We start from the raw sequence: 20,787 nt of genomic DNA, 5'->3' as shown, positions 1-20,787 counted from the left end.
GACGCGCTCTCCGGCCAAGGAGACGCGATTGCCGGTGAGACCTTGCACATTGATATTCATCTCAAGGAAAGCCGTTCCATGACTGAGAGAGAATCCGCCCAGCAGCAGGTGGCCGTCGAAACGACGGAGGCGTCGCTGCTCGATCAGATCCTGCAGGAGACCCGGCTAGCGCCGAGTGATGATGGATACGACACGGCCCGCAAGGGCGTGAGCGCGTTCATCGCCGAACTGCTGAAGCCAACCCGACAGGATCAGGCCGTCAATAGCGCGGCAATCGACCAGATGATCGCCGAAATTGACCGCAAGCTTTCCGTGCAGGTCGACGAGGTTCTGCATCATGAGCAGTTCACGGCACTGGAATCGGCCTGGCGCGGTTTGAAGTTCGCCGTCGACCGGACCGACTTCCGACAGAACATCAAGATCGAGATCATGAACGTCTCGAAGGAAGACCTTCTGACGGACTTCGAGGATAGCCCGGAGGTAGCAAAGTCCGGCCTCTATAAACATATCTATACGGCCGAGTATGGCCAGTTCGGCGGCCAGCCGGTCGGTGCCGTTATCTGCAACTACGCCTTCGGTTCTGGTGCCCAGGACGTCAAGCTGGCCCAATATTGCTCTAGCGTGGGATCCATGGCCCATGCCCCGTTTATCGCGGGCGCCGCGCCGTCGATGTTCGGCGTTGATAGCTTCGAGGAAATCCCCAATCTCAAGGACATGGAGTCGATCTTCGAGGGACCGAAATACGCCAAGTGGAATTCGTTCCGTCAGACTGAGGACGCCCGCTATTTCGCGCTCGCCATGCCGCGTTTCCTGCTGCGGACGCCATATGGGTCAGACACGGTTCCGGTAAAGGGCTTCAATTACGAGGAGCGCGCGGCCGGTAAGACGGAGAACTATCTGTGGGGCAACGCGGCGATTGCCCTCGCCACGCGTCTCTCGGATAGCTTCGCCCAGTTCCGCTGGTGCCCCAACATCATAGGCCCGCAATCCGGCGGCGCGGTCGAGGATTTACCTGTCCACACCTTCGAAGCCATGGGCCAGCTGCAGAGCAAAATCCCGACCGAGGTCCTGATTTCGGACCGCAAGGAATACGAGCTCGCGGAGCAGGGCTTTATCGCCCTCACCATGCGCAAGGGCAGCGACAATGCCGCGTTCTTCTCTGCAAACTCGGTTCAGAAGCCGAAGTTCTTCGGAAACACGACAGAAGGCAAGGCGGCCGAACTCAACTACAAGCTCGGGACGCAACTGCCCTATCTGATGATAGTCAACCGTTTGGCACACTACATCAAGGTTTTGCAGCGCGAAAACATCGGCAGCTGGAAAAACCGCGGCGAACTGGAATCAGAACTGAACAACTGGATCCGTCAGTACGTCTCAGATCAGGAAAATCCGTCCGCTGAAGTTCGCTCCAGGCGGCCTTTGCGCAAGGCGCAAATTGTCGTCGCGGACGTCGAGGGCGAACCGGGCTGGTACAGTGTCAGCATGGCCGTTCAGCCGCACTTCAAATACATGGGCGCGGACTTCACGCTGTCGCTCAAGGGCAAGCTGGACAAGGCCTGATCGAAACGAGTCGAGGGCAGAGGCTATCAGGCCGGGCATGATGATGCCCGGCCAACCGCTTTGGGGATCGAGGTCGTGAAATGGTATCAGTGAGTCTTCTGCAGCGGCTTGGCCATGGCGGCGCAAATGCGGGGACAAGCGAATACACGGAAGATTCCGCCGTGCTGGAGAGCATTTTGCACAATCTCCAGATGATCCTGAACAGCCGAAAGTGCTGCTGCGAAACACGTCCAGACTTTGGCCTGTCGGATTTCAACGCAACCGGTGAGTATCGCAGCGCCCTGACGGCAATAGCTCGCGACGTGGAGCGGCAGATCCGCGCTTTCGAACCGAGACTGCGCAACGTTTTCGTGCAACCGATCGAGGATAAGGCACGTCTTCTCGAATTCGTCTTCCATGTCGATGGAGAGTTGGCGCACGAGGACCGAACAGTGCGCGTTCGTTTCGACTCCGTTCTCGGCTCGGACGGCCGCATCCGCTTTAACAGCTAGCGGGGCAGCGGCGATGGCGATCAACACCTATTATCGAGACGAACTATCCTATCTCCGCGAGATGGGCGCGCTGTTCGCCAAGGCTAATCCGCGCCTGGCCCGCCATCTCGGCCGCGACTCCACCGACCCCGACGTCGAGCGCCTGCTCGAAGGCATGGCCTTCATGGTCGGTCGGCTGCGTCAGCGTCTCGACGCCGAAATGCCGGAGCTGGCTTTGTCACTCCTGCAACTTGTCTGGCCGCATTATCTCCGTCCTGTGCCGCCAATCACCGTCTTAGGCTTCCGTTTCGCCGAAGGCGCAAGCGGCACTTCGATCGAAGTACCGCGCGGGACGCGGGTGCAATCGCGTCCGATCGACGGTGACGCAGTGCCCTTCAGCACCTCCTACGACACCACGGTGCTGCCGTTCGAGATGACCGCCGCCGAACTGGACAACCGGAAGAATTCAAGCCGCCTGACGCTCACCATCCACCGGGTCGCCGGCAGCGGACTGCAGCCGCTTGCAGTTGCGCCGCTGACGCTGTTCCTCAACAGCGTGAAGGATGTGGCGATGGCGCGCCAGCTCTACCTGTTTCTCCTGGAACGCCGCCGTACCGTGACCGTTTCGACTCCGGGGCGTCAACCGGAGGCAATCGACCTGCGTATCGAACCGATGGGCTTCTCGCCCTCGGAGGCGGTGCTCCCCTACCCCGAAGGCTCCTTCGACGGGTTTCGCGTGATGCAGGAATACTTCTCTTGCCCCGAGAAGTTCATGTTCCTGCGAATCCGCGGCCTTGAGGCACTGTCGGAGCGAGCCGCAGACAGCTTCAGTCTATCGTTCGAGTTGGGCCAGCCTTTCCCTGATACCAGCCGCATCGGGGCCGAGGTGTTCGTGCTGAATGCAACCCCGGCCGTGAATCTTCTGGAAACCGAAGGCCGGGCTCTGACCGTCTCGCATGAACGCTCGGAATACCCGGTCCGTCCCGTCGGCGATGCCGGCCATTTCAGCGTCCACACCGTGGAGAGCGTGGAAGGATGGGTCCAGGGCAGCGGCCGGCGCGTTGCATACGAGCCCTTTGAGAGCTTCCGCCATGACGTGCACGAAGACGGCGTACGCAAGCTGTATTTTCGCACCCAGGTCCGTCCGGCGCTGCTCGGCAATGGCATCGACCATCACCTGTCATTCGTCACCAGGCTGGGTAAGGTCGGACTTCCCGAGACCGAGACGATCTCGATGAAGCTGATGTGCTCCAATGGCGCGCTGGCGACGCGCCTGGGGGTTGGTTCTATCGACCAGCCAACCTCCACCACGCCGGCGAAACTCGCCTTTGAGAACATCACGCCAGTGCTCGCGGAAGTTCCTCCCCCGATCGACGACGACGTGCTCTGGACGCTGATCGCCAATCTCGCCCGCAACTTCTCCTCGATGATCGACGTCGAGGCTCTGCGAACAGTCGTTGGCGCCTATGACTTCCGCGCGCGGACCGACCGACAGGCAGCGCTGCAACGCGACACTCTGCTGCAGAGCTTCAAAACCTTCGAGCGCCGCGGCGTCGACGTCATAACGCATGGCCGGCCGGTGCGCGGCTTTGAACTGGCTCTATCGGTGTCGGAGGGCATGATGGGCGGAGAAGGCGAGATGTATCTCTTCGGAACTATCCTTGACCGCTTTTTGAAATCGTATTCGAGCATCAACAGCCTTCACCGATTTTCGATGATCGGTCTGGACACCAACATCGTTTTCCGTTGGGCAGCGAAATGGGGCGAGGCCGCAACCCTATGAACGAGCCGGTCACCATTCTGGACGAGACGGAAGTCGGTGTCGAACCGATAGCCGCCGCCAATATCGACGGTCTCCGGGAGTTCCGCTTCCATCAGCTCGTCGCACTAATGGAACTGCGGCGACGCGACGCGAGGCCAATCGGGGAACTTGGCGATCCGACGGCCGAATATCTCCGTTTTCGCGCCACTCGCTCGCTGAGCTTTGGCCCGGCAGACATCAGCGAGGTGGACTACGACGAAAAGACCGATCGTCTCGACGTGCGGGTTAACTTCTTTGGGCTATACGGCCCCGCCTCGCCGTTGCCTCCAGCGTATACCGAGTCGATCATCGAGGCCGATGCGACCCTCGATCCGGTTGAGGATTTCCTCGATCTTTTCAATCATCGCCTTATCAGCCTGCTGCACGTGATCTGGCGCAAGAACCGCTACTATCTGCGCTACCGGCCGGGCGGCAGCGACCCGTTATCGCGCCGCTTTCTAGCGCTTTGCGGCTTCCCGATCGAAGATAGAGACCAGGTTGGCGTTATTTCCCGCTCCGCTCTTCTGCCGCACCTTGGTCTTATCTCCCTGTTTTCCAACTCCTCGGAGGTAGTCGGCGCGACACTGTCGAACTTCTTCAACATTCCCTGCCAGATTGAGGAATTCGTACCGCGCAAAGTGAATGTGGGTAGGGAATCCCGTCTTACTCTCGGTATGGCCAACAATCTTCTCGGCGGAGATGCTATCCTTGGTTACGAGCTCGACGACGATCTCGGCAAGTTTCGCATTCACCTTGGCCCTGCCGATTTCGACAGGCTGTCGGCGTTCCTGCCGAACGGATCCCGTCACCGCCAGTTCTGCGAACTCTTGCTGATGGCGACTCGTGAGCCGCTGGAATGGGACCTCAAGTTCGCATTCGCGCCGGACACGCTGCCAACTGCTCAGCTTGGCTCCAGCCAGCTAGGCTGGACCACCTGGTTGCAAGCTGACGAGCCGGGAGCGCTGGAGAGCGATGTTTTGGTTTTCGTTAACGACCGGCTTTATTCGGTTGCCGAAACAGAGGGGGGGCGGGCATGAGACTCCACCTTTCTACGATCGGTGGCGACGCGACCAGTCACGTGTTCGGCCCCGAGGGCGGCGTTTTTGGCCGTTCGCCCAAATGCGACTGGGTTCTGCCGGATCCTGAGCGCATTCTTTCGTCGGTACACGGCCGCATCCTCTTCGACACCAACCGATTCATATTGGTCGATGAAAGCACCAATGGCATCTTCCTCGGCGACCGCAGCGAACCGCTCGGACGAGGCAATACGATCGTGCTGGCATCCGGTGTCACCTTCCGGGCAGCGCGACTCATCATCAGTGCGGAGCTGCTGGCTGCCGACGTGAAGCATACGATGAGCTACCCGATATCGTTTTCTGCTCCGATGACTTCGACGCCGCAAGGAGCAGAGCAGGCGCTGCGCGAGCGTGAAGTATGGGGAGACCTCTTGGGCAGGAACAGCCAGGACCCGCTGGCTTACTTGGATGGCGCCAGCGGGGCAGCGCCGATGTCGGCAACTATGGGGCCCCTCACAGCGCCGCCCGCCACGCCCATCGCCCCGATGCCGATCTCGATGCCACGGGGAATGCCCCAGATCGGCGACCCGTTGCCCACGCCGGAGTTGCGGGGCGCCGCCCTGCCTGTTGAAACGCCGGCACCGTCGGCAAGACCCGCAAAACTGATTCCCGACGACTTCGACCCGCTCTCGATGATTGTCGGGCCGCGTGGTGGGCCGGCATCGCCGTCGTCCTTTGCCGCCTCGCCGGCGGTTGCCGCCGAACAACGGCCCTTGCCGACGCCATCTCCAGCAGCAGCCCTTATACCCGTCGAAATCCCATCGACGCGCCAACCGCTCGCCCCGGAGCTGATGGCAGACCTCGCACGGCTTGACGATCATCAGGTCGTCACGCCAGAAGCGCGCGGCGGCACGGCCGATCCGCTGGACGCGGTGGAAGCTATGCGGGCGCGACGCGTCGAGCGGAAGAGCCGCTTGATCGAAAAGTCGGCGGTCGCCGGCTTCCCACCCTTGCCAGGAAGGTCGGCCGCCCCTTCAATGGCATCCACGCCCCCTACGCCACCAGCTTTCCCGTCGACGGCGACCAATCCGGCTTCCTCGGCACCCGCCTCTCCGTACGTTGCCGCCATCGCCACTGAAGCCAATTCCCAGGAGGCGGCAAAGGCCCTGTTTCGCGGCATGGGATTCCCGGACGCGGTGATCCCGGCCGGCCGTGAAATGGCGGTGTTGCACGAGGTCGGCGAGATGGTCCGCGCGATGTCGGAAGGGCTCGTGAGCCTGCTGGCGGCGCGGAAGATGCTGAAATCCGAATTCCGAATGGATGAGACTCAGGTCCAGCCGGAGGAAAACAATCCGTTCAAGCACTTCAAGATCGCGGAACTGGCGCTGGACGAGCTTTTCGTTACGCGCTCGGGCGGTTTTCAGGCCCCCGCTGAAGCGGCCGCATCGGCGCTCGACGACGTAAAGGGGCATGTGATGCTCACCATGGCGGCCATGCAGCACGCCATACGCCTGATCGTTGAACGACTCGATCCCAAGCTGATCGCCCGTGAGGAGGACGAAGGCGCCGCGCGCCTGCGCGGACTCGGCGCCCGCAAGGGCAAGTGGGAAATCTACAGTGAATTGCACCAGCGCCTCAGCGGGAATCTGGAAGGCATGACACGCCAGATCATCAGCACTGCCTTTGCCAAGGTGCAAGAAGAACAGGCAAGGCGTTCAGCGTCACAGTTCCGGGAGAGCAACAAATGAACCAGTCGCGTCGCAGCCTTCTTTTCGTCGCCGGCCTGTCGCTTACGGGGGTACTTGCCGCCTGCAGCGGACTTCCGAAGCCGACGCCCGTGGACGTGTCGATAAGCGCTGATGCCAATGTCAATCCAGGCGACACTGGCGAGCCCTCTCCAGTGGTCGTGCGCATATATGAGCTCAAAGGCATCAAGGCCTTCAACAATGCGAGCTTTTTCGATTTCGACGACGACGCGAAACTGCTGGGCGCGGACCTGATATCCAGCCGTGAATACGAACTTACGCCTGGCTCCGAGCGGAAATACGATACCAAGATTTCCAGCGAGGCCGCCTATATCGGTGTGGTCGTCAGTTTCCGAAACATTCAATCGGCAACTTGGCGAGATAGTATCGAACTCCGAAAGAGCAAGCAGAACCGCTTCATGATTTACATAACCAGTCTTGCCGTCAGAATTCAGAAATATTCGCGGTTCACCTTGGGCTAGTCAGGGCGCGTGATTGACTTATTCGAAGCATTGCAGGGGCCACCGGCCCCAAGGGGGTCCGGTTGACATCGACAGGTAAGCCGCTCTGGCTCGAGGGTATGTTCCTGAGGCCGCAACATCTACAACAGTATGATCGTTGGATCGAAAGCAATCTCGACCAGCGAGTGGCATCGCTTGCGGCCTTTCCGTGGGGCATTCGCAAACTGTCATTCGACCTGGATGCGCTAAAGGTGGGTCAGATTCGCCTTTTGGAGATCGATGTCGTTTTTCCTGACGGAACGACCTATGCCGCGCCCGAAAAGCAGCCGCTTCCGGCCGCCATCCAGGTCGGTCCGCCAGCCCAGGGCAAGCGTGTCTTTCTGACTTTGCCGATCCGCGCGCCCGGAGGTGTGGAGGTAGCCGAAACCGATGGCGGTACGCAGCGTTTCCGCAACAGCTCCGTCCAGGCAATCGACACGACGCGTGCTACCCGTGCCGCCGCAGACATCTCCGTCGGCCTGCTGAACGCACGCATCATGCTCGACGATCAGCCTCTCGACGAAATGACGGTCCTGCCGATCGCCGAGATTGACGCCGTCGACGCGCTGGCTCAGGTGACACTATCGGAAACGTTCATACCGCCGGTAACGGCGACAGGCGCGAGCCGCCGGCTCGTCTCGATCATCGAGCAGATCCGAGGGCTGTTGCGCAGCCGAGCGACGTCCCTCGCGGCCGGCGCGGCGGGCCAGGGGGGCGACGGTCGATCCGGCATGCTCGACATCATGACGCTGGGCATAGCCAACCGGTTCGAGGCAACGCTCGCCCATTCGGTGCGCGTCGGCCTGCATGGGCCGGAAAGTATCTATCGGGAGATTATCGCGCTTGCGGCAGAGCTAGCCGCGTACGCTGCACCCTCGCGCCTGCCTCCTGAATTTCCAGCCTATCAGCATCTTGATCTGAGGGCGACGTTCGATCCGCTTCTTGCCATATTGCGCACCATGCTCAGCGTAATCGTCGAAAGAAACGCCATCAGCATACCTGTGAGCGAGCGCGACTTCGGCATCTGGATTGGCCCAATCGAAGATCGCATGACCTTCGTCGAACGCCGTTTCGTCCTGATCGCGCGTGCCAACGTCGCACTCGAAATCGTGCGGCAGCAACTGCCGATCCAGATCAAGATCGGCCCAGTGGAGCAAATCCGCGACCTGGTTAACCTGCAATTGCCCGGTATCGCGATCCAGCCGCTCTCGGTCGCGCCGCGTGAGATTCCATTCATTCAGAACGCCGTGTATTTTGAGGTCGACACGCGCAATCAGCTGTGGACTCGCTTCCGCGAGTCTGCCGCGATCGCCCTGCATATCAGCGGCGACTATCCGGGGCTCGCTCTTGAGCTATGGGCGATCCAGCGGGAGACTGGCTCATGAGCACATCGGGCGACGACGACGACGCGCCGACAGTCCTGCGCCAACTCAGTCCGCGGGCGCGTACGGCGCTCGCCGGGGCGGAGACGGGCATGGACGAGCCGACCGTTGTGGTCCGCCAGCAGCCTGCGGTGGCCAGCACATCCGCTCCGGCCACAGACGGCAACTCGCTGACAAGCGCCGTCACACTTGTTCAGCAACTCGAAAGCGCGCCTGAACGCAGACTGGTGCGTGCGGCGGCACCGCTGCTGCTCATCGTCGCGCAGCTCCGCGCGTCGACCGAGCGCGCCGATGTGACCGCGCTGCGCCGGCAGGTCATTGAGGAAATGGACCGATTTCAACAAGTGGCGCAGAAAACAGGCATCGAGGCAGGCGACATCATCGCGGCGCGGTATGTCTTGTGCTCGACCATAGATGAGACGGTATTGATGACGCCGTGGGGCAGCCGTAGCGAGTGGAGCTCCAACAGCCTTCTCAACCATTATCACAACGAAACTTGGGGCGGCGAGAAAGTGTTCGTCATCCTTGACCGCGTGAAGCAATCGGCAGCGCAGCGTCTGCCCCTCATATTACTGATCCACGCCTGCCTGATGCTTGGTTTCGAAGGTCGCTACAGGGTCTTGGAGCGGGGTCGCGATCAGCTGGAGGACCTACGCAACGAGATTTCGCGCACCATCCGTCGCGCGTCCTCGGAGATGACATCGGACCAACCGCTTTCCCGCGTGACGAAGGGTGAACGTGGCGGCAAGAAAGTGCGGGCTTTTATGCCGCTCTGGATGACCGCAACACTTGCAGGCCTCCTGCTCGTCATCGTCTATCTGGCGCTGGAATTTCATCTGTCCGGCGCACTTGCCCCGGTGCTGTCGAAAATCGCGGCGCTCGCACCAGGCTAGGATGAGGTCATGCTGAGAACCTACTTTGCCAATCTGCTGCGTCTGTCGAACCTGCTTATCCTGATGTTGCTGATTCTGTTGGCAACGCTCCTATGGCTCTTCGGAGCCTCTATCACAGTAGCGGGTTACCATCCACTCGCGGGCGACATACTGCGCCTGTCAATCGCAATCGGTGTGGTGACATCATTCTTCGTCTTCACTTTCCTGCGCTATTTTCTTGCACGGCGTGCCAATGCCCGCCTGATCAACTCGATGCTCGCCAATGATGAATTGGTCTCCATGGGTGGCAATCTGTCGTCCGACGAGGTTGAGCTCATTCGCGAGCGCTTTGAAAAGACGCTGACCACTCTGCGCGACCGGCCGCTCGACGGGCGCCGCAAGCGCGAATACATGTTTGATCTGCCCTGGTATATCATCATCGGACCGCCCGGCACCGGCAAGACGACGATCCTCCAGAACTCCGGGCTCGAGTTTCCGCTGGCCGAGGAGGGAAGTGCGGCACTTCAGGGCATGGGCGGCACCCGCTATTGTGACTGGTGGATTTCGAACGACGCGGTGCTGATCGATACGGCCGGCCGCTATACCACTCAGGACGTCAACCAGGGTATCGATGCCGCCGCATGGAACGGATTTCTCAAGATACTCAAGGAAAACCGCAGCCGGCGACCGGTAAACGGAGTGCTTCTGGCGATCAGCATTGCCGATATCGCCTTGGCTAGCGACACCGAACGGCAACGTCATGCGGAAATCCTGCGCCAACGCTTGCGCGAACTCCACCGCAGCTTCGAGATGCGGCTGCCGGTCTACGTGCTTCTGACCAAGTGCGACCTCATTGCCGGCTTCGAGGAGTACTTCGACGACACAGCCGAGGCTGACCGTGAGCAGGTTTGGGGTATCACCTTCCCCCGCGATGAGGAGCAGATGACATTCGGCGCGGCTTTCGAGAACGGTTTCGCCGATCTCGTCGACCGGATCGAAAAGCGGCTGCCGGCAAAGCTGGCCGTAGAGCGCAACAACGGTCGCCGCTGCCGCATCTATGGTTTCCCGCATGAGTTTGCATCTTTGTCGACCGTCCTGCGGGGCTTCATCACCGACGTTTTTCGCCTCAATCGGTACGAGGCGCAGCCGCTGCTGCGCGGCGTCTACTTCACGTCCGGCACGCAGGAGGGTACACCCTTTGACCGTCTGCTCGGCGCCATGGGGCGCAGCTTCGCGCTCGCTCCCAGCCACCAGCCGCCGATGAGTGGCAAGGGCAAGGCATTCTTTATCAACAAACTCCTGACAGACATCGTCTTCGTCGAGCAGAACCTCGTTGGACGCAATACCAAGCTGGAACGTCGGCTGGCCGCGGCGAGAAGTGGCGCCTACGCGGGTGTCGTTGCAGTGACACTGCTGCTTTGCGGCTACTGGCTGGCTGGACTTGATTCGTCCCTTAACCTCATCAGCCGCGCAAATCTCGCCGCGGACAAGATATCGACGGAAATCGCGCAGGCAGGGGGCAGCCGTACGCTCGAGGCGATTCTGCCGATTCTCGACAGCGCTCGCGAACTGCAGGAGATGGTCCAGCCGGTCTGGGGGCTACCGGATGTGCTTGCGATCAATGCACGTCCGGCGCTGGAGACTGCAGTCGACGACACCTATGACAAGCTGCTCAGCAGTTACCTCCTGCCCTCCGCGGTAGCCCGCTTGCAGACACAGATCCAGTTGCTTTCGACGTCGGCCGATCCCAACAACCTTCTGCTGCGCGACCAGCTTGAGACATACCTGATGCTGACGACCGGCCAGCGATACGAACGCGACCGCGTCGAGACCGAGTTTCAGCGCCAGAACGAAGCAGCATTCGTCCTGTCACCGGACGCCAAGCAACGCATGGATCGCCATAGCGAAAGGCTGGTCGAGCTCTTGCCGGCGACCGCGGTGACGGATCAACCGACCGTCCAGGTGGCGCGGGAGCGACTGAATGACCTACCGCAGGCGACCGAGATCTATGCTCGTATGGTGACCGATGCCGAACGTCGCTATCAACTCTCGCCGATCAGCATCGTAAACATCCTCGGTCCGGGCGTGCTGCAGGTCGATGCATCGGCCGGTGGCAACGGCGTGATACCGGGTCTCTATACCAAGAACGGGTTTTACCAGTTCTTCCTGCCGAGATTGCCGGAATATATCCGCAGTTCAACGGGAACGGACTGGGTGCTCGGCGATGGCGGGCTTTCCAACAATACCTATCAGCAGTTGGCGAGAGAGATCGCCGAGGCTTATGTGCGCGATTACATCGACAAGTGGCGCGATGCGGTTAACCAGGTCCGCGCCGCCGATTTCGATACGCTGAACAGAGGCCAGGGCGTCTTGCGCGATCTCTCCAGCCCGCAATCGCCGCTGATCGCGCTGCTCACCAAGCTGCGGGAAAATACCGAGCTGCCGCTTCCGGGCAGCAATCCGACGCCGACTGCCGCCGATCAGGCAGCCCAAGCGGTGACGCCGCCGGGTGTAGCCCAACCGGTCGCGGGCGCTGTTACCGACGCACTTGCGCAGACAGCGCTCTCCACTGCGTTCGGCGACGCGCCCTGGCCGGGTACCACGATCCGCGATGCCTTCACGCCGCTGACGGCCCTCGTCGATCCGCAGGGAGGACAGAGTCTTGCCCAGGTGCAGCAACTGTTCGCAGATCTTTACGGCACTGTCGCAAGCATTGCCTCGGCACCAAGTCCGGAAGCAGCTGCATTCGATTTCGTCATGCAGCGGGCAAAGAGCCCGACGAATGACAGCTTCTCAAGGTTGAGGGCCGAAGCATCCACCAAACCGATCCCGGTGCGGCCGATGGTGGAGTTTGTAAGCAACCGAACATGGACGCTGTTGCGGCGGCTGGCCTATAATCACATAAACCAGCGCTGGCAGCAGGAAGTGCTTCCTGTCTGCGACCTGATGCTGCGGGACCGATATCCGTTCGCGCCGGCCTCTCCGGACGAAGTATCTCTGCAGGACTTCGCGGATATCTTTAAACCGGCCGGCATCGTCGATCAGTTCTATAAGGAAAACATCTCCCCGTTTGTTGTCGTTCAGGGCCGGCAGATTGTTCCGGTCGATGCGCGCGGCAGCGGTATCGGCTTGTCGCCAGAGGCGCTCACCCAGTTCGGCCGGGCGCAGCAAATCCGCGATGCCTTTTTCGGTGCTGCGGGGACAACGCCAGAAGTGAAGTTCACGGTCGAACCGGTTTATCTGGACCCGAAGGCGCTCCGTTCAGCTTTCATCCTGGACGATGTCGAGATGATCTACAGGCATGGCCCTATCCGCGCGCAGGACTTCGTCTGGCCGAGCAAACGCGACGCAAGTACCGCCGTCCTGCGAATCACCTTGCTCGATAATACGTCGGAAACGGTAGAAAAGACCGGCAATTGGGCGGTCTTCCGCATGCTGACGAGTTCCGGGCTGTCGCGAACGGCAGGCCAGGAACAGTTCGAATTCGGAATCGAGAAAAAGACTTCCGAGACCGTCAGGAACGCCGAGGTGACGGAAAACATCCGCGCCACCTTCAGATTGCGGGCGGCGAGCCTTGTCAACCCGTTCAACGGCGGTCTGCTTGCCTCCTTCCGCTGCCCCCCGTCGCTCTAGGGAGGAGGTGCAAGTGGACACCGTTGGATTTTTCGGCAAGGTACCGGCGGCGCGCGACTTTGTCTTTCACGGCCTTCCGGTGCGCCTGACGGAAGCCTGGGCCGGCATCGTCTCCAGCTGGTTGTCCGAAAGACGTACCCATGGCGGGCCGGACTGGGCGCGGGATATGTTGCGATCTCCCGTTTGGCGCTTTCTGTTGCCAGAGGGCATACCTGGCGGCGGGTTCGGCGGCGCGGCGGGCCTCGTCGCAACTTCGGTGGATAGCGCAGGACGTATATTTCCGTTCTGCGTGATGCTTGCGACTGATGGGGCCGGCATACCGAGCCAGCCGGACGCCGCCGTCGATCACATCATGGACGGTATCGAGTCCAGGATGCTCGGCTTCATGGAGACACAAAGCCACCGCGATTCTTTCCTCGCTGAACTGCACACCGCGCTTCGACACTTCCCTCGTCATCACCCGCCCGCTCCGTCCAGCTACCTGCGCGCGGGTGAGGCGGCGGCGATATTTCTCGGCACGGAGCCAGCCTGGAGGATGACGGTCCCTATGGAGAGCTTTTTCGTCACCGCCACCGGCGACGAGACGCGGCAGGAGTGCCACTGGTGGCACGACGGTCTCGGCGAATCCATTGGTCCCCAACATCTTGTCAGTCGCGGCCTTCCGGTAGGTGCTGCCGCCGCGCCGCTTTTCAGCAGCAACTGGAAAGAAGGTTGGCAGCCTCGCGCAACAACGGAGGGGATGTAGAGCATGGTGCAACCGACCCGACACCCGCCAATAGTTGACGCGGAAGCCGCCAGCCGGCGCGGCTATTCTCACAGTTTCAACGAGGACGCCTATATGGTCAGCCTCGACGCGCATGTTTTCGCGGTTGCCGACGGCATGGGTGGCCATCGCGACGGTCACAAGGCAAGCGGCCTGATTGTCTCGATGCTTGCCCAAAATCTAGAACAGCCATTGCCATTCGAAGACCGTATTGTCGCTGCACAGACGGCTATCGAGGAGGCAAATGCCGCACTGTACAACGAGACAATCATCGACCCGACCCTCGGTATCAGCGGATCGACGGTCGTGGTCCTCGTCGTTGGCGAGGGCTACGCTTGCTGTCTTTGGGTCGGGGATTCGCGCCTTTATTTGATGCGGAGAGGTCGGCTGTACCTGATTAGCGATGACCACTCGGCGGAGGGTGGGGCGCTAACCCGAGCCGTCGGCTCGGCCGGCACTGTATCCGTCGAGCGTCGTCTGGTGGAGATCGCCGATGGCGACGTGTTCGTCCTGTGCAGCGATGGCCTGCTGAAGGGGATGACGGAGGAGATCATGATCGATATTCTCGCCGCCGGGGGCGACAGTGTTGCCGACCGGCTGCTCGCCAAGGCGGTTGCCGGCGGTTCGACCGACGACATCACACTTGTGGTCGTGTGGGCGCGGCACGATGGCTGACGAAAAAGACCGGGCCAGGCCGCCACCTGAGCCGAATTTGACAGCCGAGACCGACAAGGCTGGACCCAAAAAAACATCAGGCAAGATGCCCCGCACCTTGCGCGGCCGCTTCGAACTCGTCGAGGAAATTGGTCGTGGCGGTCTTTCGCGTGTCTACAGGGCGCGCGACCTCGTTGCCGTGAAGGCCGGCCTTTCACAAACATCGGTTGCCGTAAAGGTCATGACGGCCGGTCCAGAGGTCGGTGACGACATAATTTCTCTGATGCATCGCGAGGCGCGGCGGCTGCGTGATCTCATCCATCCCAATATTGTCCGCGTCTACGACATCGACAGCGAAGGTCGTCTGCACTTCATGGTCATGGAATATCTCGAAGGCAGATCGCTTGCGAAAGTCTTGCGCGAGACAGAGGGACACCGGCTGCATCCACCTCAAGTGGATCGGCTGGTGCGGGATGTTGCTGCAGCGCTGCACTTCTCCCATCACTGCGGCATTGTGCACTCTGACCTGAAACCCGCCAACATCTTCATAGAAACGAATGGTCGGGTAAAACTCATCGACTTCAATATCGCCTACCCTGTCGCACGCCCGATCAAGATCAGTGAAGAGGATACCGTTGCGATCCTCGCCCGGCTCGGGGCACTCACACCAGCCTATGCATCCCCGCAACGCCTTCAAGGCGCCGAACCGAGTTCTGGCGACGACGTTTTTTCGCTGGGCCTGGTTGCCTTTATCGCCCTCACTGGCAGACGACCATTCGAGTCCAAGGACGCATCCGAAGCGATTGCAGCGAACGAGATGATCAAGCGACCGGAGGGTCTGTCATGGTGGCGATGGCAGGCGCTCTCGGCCGCCCTTAAGCTCGACGACGCAAAGCGCCTGTCCGATGCCCAATTGTTCGCTCGGCTCTTCACAGGCGGCCCTTGGGCGCAGACGGCCTGGCGGCTAGGGCTGCGTTGACGGCTCGATGGTTGGCGACCGCCTTCCAAGCTGTGATCTCCCTGAAAAAGGCGTCGACGATGAAGCTGTGACGAATAACCTCGCCTTCCCGCAGCCGAACTCCCGCCCATCAGAGCGCCAGCGCAGGTTGAACAACACGGACCACCACCCTACCGTGATGAATCCGCCCCAAGCGAAAGCCGGTATGTTTCCGCCCGCATCCCGGCTCTACCGGAGGCCGAAGCGGCACTCCGACGAAAAGACGGATGGATCGAAGACGAGAGGAATTCCGTCCCAACTAACTGCACAAGATGGCCTCCTGTCGGCAGTTCATCTGCGGTAAGTGAAACCATCCGACATGGGAAAAAAAAGGAGCCCCGCAAATCTGCAGATCACTGTGACCGTACAACGGCCACCTGATCGGCTTAGATCGGACAGATTAGCCCATCTGATTGAAATCCGGTTTCGGCGTGTTTGGGAGTAAATTTTGCGTTTGGTTGCGGGGGCCTGATTGCACCGAGACTTGTAAGCTCGTCCCGGGCTTGAACAGACGAAAACTCACGCCCCCGGAAACGAGAGCAGCTCGTGATGAAGAGCGTCGCCATCAGTTTCAAAATCTCTGACCCAATATCGATCTGAACTGATGGGGTGGATGCGCGCACATATCGATCATCCGAGCAGCAACGGTGAATTCTTGAGAGCTGACGCTCTACACTATAACGGCTGCCGCTCCAGAAGATCGGAACAACGTATCACTGCGGCGTACAATCCGGAAACCCACATGATATCTGGGATCGCCGCCACACCCGCAAAGTCGGCTATCACTCGTGGAGGCGACTGAGACCTGCCGACCCGCTATACTCGGTGCTGACAGGTGCACAGGAAGAACTCTTTCGGCCGAGTTCGCTGGGCTCCGCCGCCGCTCGCGTCTACACCGGCATCCGCTCGCAAATTGTCTCTCTCGAACTTGAGCCCCATTCGAACCTGGTGCGCAGCGAGATCGCGGAGCGCTACAATCTCAGCCAGTCGCCGATCCGGGAAGCGATTCACCGGCTTGAGCAGGAGGGCCTGGTGGCCTCTTATCCGCAATCACGCACCGTGGTCACCAAGATCGACGTCGACAACGCGCGGGAAACCCAGTTTCTGAGGATCGCGATCGAACTCGAAGTGGGGCGCGCGCTGGCGATGTCGAAACGACCGGAACTGCTCAGCTCGGCGCGGCGCGTGCTGGCGCTTCAGAAGATGGCCGGTGAGGATCTGGATATCAACGAGTTCACCACCCTCGATAGGGTGTTCCACTTCTCGCTGGCGGAAGCTGCCGGTGTCGTCTCGCTGTATCATCTGGTGGCCAGCCGCTCCGGCCACATCGACCGCCTGCGGCGGCTTAATCTGCCCGATCCCGGCAAGATGGCGTCCGTGCTTCAGCATCACCACGCAATTCTGACGGCCATCGCCGCCGGCGATGTCGAGGAGACGTCGAGAGCCATCCGGGAACACCTAAGCGGGACACTCGCGGCGGTTCCCCAGATCATAGAGCAGTACCCTCAGTATTTCTGATCGATATGAACGGGCTTGTCGCAAACCTTGCAGTAGGTTGAGACTACCCCGCGAACGGTAGCATTTTCACGCTTTGTTAACCTTTTGAAGTCCGAAGAGCCGCGCGAGTAGATCATTCTGATCGTTGACGGTCCAATCACTGGTGAAACCAAAGCCTTTCCGAAGCCACAGCATCGCTTCGAAGCCCGCGATCGTTCTGCGCGCGGTATTGAAAGATTGGAAGCCGCCGATCTTCGGCATGTTCTTCTTGACCCGGAAGTGGTCGCTCCCGATGCCTTGCTGGAGGTGGTTGGTGACATAATGTACCGGGTTGAGATGCAGGAGCCCGTCATCGACGGCCGTCTTGATCGTTGAGGGAAAGGTGTTGGCACCATCGGTGCCGAGATCTTTCTCGGGGAGAGTAGCGGCTCGTCCTTCAGCATTTTGCGGAAGAAGCGCTTGGCAGCGTCGAGATCACGCTTGGCGGTAAGCAGGAAGTCGATCAGGTTTCCGTGCTTGTCGATGGCGCGATACAGATAGCGCCACTTGCCCCGACTCTTGACGTAAGTCTCGTCGATCCGGACCGAACCACAATGCGGGCGCCGAAACTGGCGCAGCCGCTTCTCGATGGCTGGCGCATAGGCAAGGACCAGCGGTTGATCGTACTGTGGTCCACTTCGAAGCCTCGCTCCCGGAACATCTCCTCCAAGTCTCGGTAGCTGAGCGGATAGCGCTGATACCAAGTCACTGCCCGCACTATTAGCCATGCCTCGAAATGCCGTCCTTTGAAATCATCCTTCGACTGGCGCTTCAACTTCTCGGTAATGGCATTCAGAATCGTGATTACGCTCCGCTACATCGGGAGCGGAATTTCCACGGTCGTAGTCAACAGCGCGTTAACCACGAAAATTTGCGACAGGCCCGTCCACGGCCTAACCGCTAGCCAGCCATCGTGACGCTCGATCCGGGTTGCGACACCCAGAAAAAACATCCGCCGCCTGCAGTCGTTTGCGTCAAACTCCAAATATTCAGCGTGCATCATTCGGAATCCTGATGATGCACCATTCGCTTTATTGGTATTCCGCAAGATATCCCGGTTCTGTAGTCCCAACAAAAAAAGAAACGTCCACGCGGCCACGTCCTGGTTTTGGCCGCCGGGGGGAAACTTATGTTGGTTCGGGTTCTGGGTTTCGTTGTTCTTATCCTGCGGTTGGCAGTCGGGATGGCGGGCGCGTGTCGTCGCCCGATGGACGGCAGCCGAACGCATTCCCGCCTCTCATTGAGGGTCGCCTGCGCCGTCACGCTGATGACGTCGGTCGTCGCGGCTCCGCAGACCGCCCTGGCGGCAGGCTGGATCAATCCATCCATCACCTACACCTACGTAATCGACGGCGTTTGCATGGTGGGGCCATACGCCAACGCGACGTCCGCGAACATCGAGGTGAACTGGACCGCCTACAATGTTGATACGCAACCGGGCCGAAGCTTGACTCTCGCGGGCTGGATAGAGAGCGCGGGGTCGATCACTTCCCTCGGTAGCTATGTTAACGTGCCAATCGGACAACTGCCGACCCAGACAACCCTGGTCGACGTCAATCGAACCTACCTCACGGGAACGGGCCTGTCGCGGTACTATGTGGGTCTCTATGATGCCTGGAGAGACCTTTCGAGCTGGTCTCAAAACAGATCGCCGCTGCTGTCCCCCGACATTGCCCCGCCCGAGACCGGCACGGCCAACTATGTGGGGATCGACATGTCTGCGGACCCCGACTGCGCCCCACCCAACATCAACCTGAAGCAGGGCGCGACCACTTTGCCCAACGGGGCGACGTTCACATTCTCTAACGTTGAGGCCGGCACTGCCCGCATCAACTATATCTCGGTCGAGAACTCCGGCGGCAATGTGCTCGCCAGCAATGGCAACCTTTCCTTCGCCAACGTCACCAATGTCAGCAACCTGGCCTTCACATCGGCGAAAAGCTTCTCGCTGATCCAGGGGGCGACAAGCACGCACGACTTCACCTATACGCCGACGTCGCCCGGTCCGTTTTCCTTCGACGTGATCATTCCATCGAACGACCCGGATCAGGCGAGTTCCTATATTCGCCTGCAGGGCACCGCCATCGACATCGTGGGGCCACAGGTGCAGTCCATCACGCGCTACAGCCCCACGACGTCGACGACGACCGCTGACTCGCTGGTCTGGGAGGTGACGTTCAGCGAAGCGGTGACCGGCGTCGGTCCTGAGGACTTCACCGTCACCGGCGTGACCGGAGGCACGGTCTCGGTGGATGCCGTGTCGGGTTCGGTCTATCGCGTCACGGTTTCGGGAGGCGATCTGGCAGGGCTCGAAGGCACGGTGGCGCTCGCGCAGGCCACGACCCCCAGCATCACGGACACGAGCGGCAACGCACTCGTCCGCAATGCCACGACCTCCAGCTTTTTCGTTTTCAATCCGCCAAGCGTCGTCCTCAGCCCCATCACGGTCTCCGCCGGTGTCTACACCACCACGGCGACCTTCAGCGAACCGGTCACCGGCTTTACCGCGAGCGATCTTGTCGTCGTCAATGGCACGGCGACGCTTACCGGTTCGGGTGCGGTCTACACGATCACCCTGACGCCCGGGTCCACCGGCAGTCTCAACGTGATCGTGCCGCAGAACAGGGCGACGGACGCAGCCGGCAACAGCAACACTCAGTCGAATGCCGTTTCGATCACCCCCGACCGGACCGCGCCGACTGTATCGATCAGCGTGCTCAGCGGACCGACCGGCGGCAAATACACCGCCACCATCACCCTCTCCGAGACGTCGATCGACTTCGTCGTTAGCGATCTCACCCTGGTCAACGCCACCGCGACGATGACCGGCTCGGGCACCGGCTACACGGTCACCCTCACCCCTTCCGCCGACGGCACCGTGTCGGTGACCGTTCCGGCCGGCACCTTCACCGACAATGCCGGCAATGCCAACACCGCATCCAACACCGCATCGGCCACCTATGTCACCGCGCCGCCGACCGCAACGATCAGCGCACTCACGGGACCGACCAGCGGCAAGTACACGGCCACCATCACGCTGAGCGATGCCTCCACGGACTTCGTCGTCGGCGACCTCAGCCTCGTCAACGCCACGGCAAGCATGACCGGCTCCGGCACCACCTACACCGTGACGTTGACGCCGGCGGCGGACGGGACGGTCTCCGTCACCGTTCCCGCCGGTGCCTTCACCAACGGCGGCGGCATCGCCAACACGGCGTCGAACACCGCGTCCGCCACCTATGACTCCACGCCACCGACCGTCAGCATAGGAGCCCTATCCGGTCCGACCGCCGGCAAGTACACCGCGACGATTACGCTTTCGGAAACCTCTACCGATTTTGTTTCCGGCGACCTCACGTTGGTCAACGCCACCGCAACCCTCACCGGTTCCGGTACCACTTACACCGTGACGCTGACGCCAGTTGCCGACGGAACGGTCTCTGTCACGGTGCCAGCGGGGGCATTCACCGACGGGGCCGGCAATCCCAACACTGCATCAAACACGGCGTCCGCGATCTACGACGTAACGCCGCCGACCGTCAGCATAGGAACACTGTCCGGACCTGCCGGCGGCGAGTACACCGCAACGATAACCCTCAGCGAGGCCTCAACTGACTTTGTCGCCAGCGACCTGACGCTCGTCAACGCGACGGCAACCCTCACCGGCTCCGGTACCACCTACACCGTGACGCTGACGCCGATTGGCGATGGAACGGTGTCCGTGACGGTCCCGGCTGGAGCATTCACCGACGGGTCCGGCAACCTCAACACGGCCTCCAACACCGCCAGCGCCATTTATGACACGACGCCGCCGACGGTCAGCATCGGGACGCTATTCGGTCCGACTGCTGGGGAGTA

General features: G+C 60.8%; 15 protein-coding genes and 1 pseudogene. 14 read left to right on the top strand and 2 right to left on the bottom strand.

Annotated elements, in window-relative coordinates; genetic code table 11:
* The first annotated feature begins 78 nt into the window (after positions 1-78).
* From tssC to J5J09_RS18100, 13 genes are all read left to right on the top strand, one after another.
* Entirely contained in the window at positions 79-1,560 is a 1,482-nt protein-coding gene (gene tssC / locus J5J09_RS18160; RefSeq protein ID WP_208553649.1) for a type VI secretion system contractile sheath large subunit, read from the top strand.
* Between the two features lie 80 nt (positions 1,561-1,640).
* Positions 1,641-2,051 (top strand): type VI secretion system baseplate subunit TssE, encoded by a 411-nt coding sequence (gene tssE / locus J5J09_RS18155; protein WP_208553648.1) that lies wholly within the window; start codon positions 1,641-1,643, stop codon positions 2,049-2,051.
* 13 nt (positions 2,052-2,064) lie between these two features.
* On the top strand, positions 2,065-3,813 hold the full coding sequence (gene tssF / locus J5J09_RS18150) for a type VI secretion system baseplate subunit TssF (protein WP_208553647.1): 1,749 nt from the start codon (positions 2,065-2,067) through the stop codon (positions 3,811-3,813).
* Positions 3,810-4,868, top strand: coding sequence for a type VI secretion system baseplate subunit TssG (gene tssG, locus J5J09_RS18145; protein WP_208553646.1), 1,059 nt, complete (start codon positions 3,810-3,812; stop codon positions 4,866-4,868). The genes tssF and tssG overlap by 4 nt, the downstream gene beginning before the upstream one ends.
* The gene (gene tagH / locus J5J09_RS18140) at positions 4,865-6,595 is read left to right on the top strand and encodes a type VI secretion system-associated FHA domain protein TagH (RefSeq protein WP_208553645.1); all 1,731 of its coding nucleotides are present in this window, start codon (positions 4,865-4,867) and stop codon (positions 6,593-6,595) included. Before tssG ends, tagH begins: the two co-directional genes overlap by 4 nt.
* A complete protein-coding gene (tssJ, locus tag J5J09_RS18135; protein ID WP_208553644.1) occupies positions 6,592-7,074 on the top strand; it encodes a type VI secretion system lipoprotein TssJ in 483 nt (160 codons plus the stop codon). The genes tagH and tssJ overlap by 4 nt, the downstream gene beginning before the upstream one ends.
* A 62-nt stretch (positions 7,075-7,136) precedes the next feature.
* A complete protein-coding gene (tssK, locus tag J5J09_RS18130) occupies positions 7,137-8,477 on the top strand; it encodes a type VI secretion system baseplate subunit TssK (RefSeq protein WP_208553643.1) in 1,341 nt (446 codons plus the stop codon).
* Between the two features lie 89 nt (positions 8,478-8,566).
* A complete protein-coding gene (gene icmH, locus J5J09_RS18125) occupies positions 8,567-9,367 on the top strand; it encodes a type IVB secretion system protein IcmH/DotU (protein ID WP_208553642.1) in 801 nt (266 codons plus the stop codon).
* 9 nt (positions 9,368-9,376) lie between these two features.
* Positions 9,377-12,979: a type VI secretion system membrane subunit TssM gene (gene tssM, locus J5J09_RS18120; RefSeq protein ID WP_208553641.1), complete on the top strand. Its 3,603-nt coding sequence runs from the start codon at positions 9,377-9,379 to the stop codon at positions 12,977-12,979.
* A gap of 13 nt (positions 12,980-12,992) precedes the next feature.
* Complete coding sequence (gene tagF, locus J5J09_RS18115) at positions 12,993-13,724, top strand: type VI secretion system-associated protein TagF (RefSeq protein ID WP_208553640.1); 732 nt, start codon at positions 12,993-12,995, stop codon at positions 13,722-13,724.
* Between the two features lie 3 nt (positions 13,725-13,727).
* A complete protein-coding gene (locus J5J09_RS18110) occupies positions 13,728-14,417 on the top strand; it encodes a protein phosphatase 2C domain-containing protein (RefSeq protein WP_208553639.1) in 690 nt (229 codons plus the stop codon).
* On the top strand, positions 14,410-15,375 hold the full coding sequence (locus tag J5J09_RS18105; protein ID WP_208553638.1) for a serine/threonine-protein kinase: 966 nt from the start codon (positions 14,410-14,412) through the stop codon (positions 15,373-15,375). The genes J5J09_RS18110 and J5J09_RS18105 overlap by 8 nt, the downstream gene beginning before the upstream one ends.
* A gap of 843 nt (positions 15,376-16,218) precedes the next feature.
* On the top strand, positions 16,219-16,911 hold the full coding sequence (locus tag J5J09_RS18100) for a GntR family transcriptional regulator (protein ID WP_208553637.1): 693 nt from the start codon (positions 16,219-16,221) through the stop codon (positions 16,909-16,911).
* A gap of 66 nt (positions 16,912-16,977) precedes the next feature.
* Here the strand turns inward: J5J09_RS18100 and J5J09_RS18095 are convergent.
* Together J5J09_RS18095 and J5J09_RS18090 are read right to left on the bottom strand one after the other, a co-directional pair.
* Positions 16,978-17,728, bottom strand: a pseudogene (locus J5J09_RS18095) (IS6 family transposase).
* Between the two features lie 15 nt (positions 17,729-17,743).
* Positions 17,744-18,157, bottom strand: a complete 414-nt coding sequence (locus tag J5J09_RS18090) for a hypothetical protein (RefSeq protein WP_208553636.1) — start codon at positions 18,155-18,157, stop codon at positions 17,744-17,746.
* Between J5J09_RS18090 and J5J09_RS18085 the strand changes: the two genes are divergently transcribed.
* Positions 18,137-20,787, top strand: a 2,651-nt coding sequence (locus J5J09_RS18085; RefSeq protein WP_208553635.1) for an Ig-like domain-containing protein, incomplete at its 3' end; no start/stop codon positions are given. The genes J5J09_RS18090 and J5J09_RS18085 overlap by 21 nt on opposite strands.

Origin of the sequence: Ciceribacter sp. L1K22 (assembly GCF_017599385.1) — a bacterium.
GTDB lineage: Bacteria > Pseudomonadota > Alphaproteobacteria > Rhizobiales > Rhizobiaceae > Allorhizobium.
The sequence above is the reverse complement of the archived record's forward strand: the minus strand, read 5'-3'. Positions and strand labels throughout refer to the sequence as shown.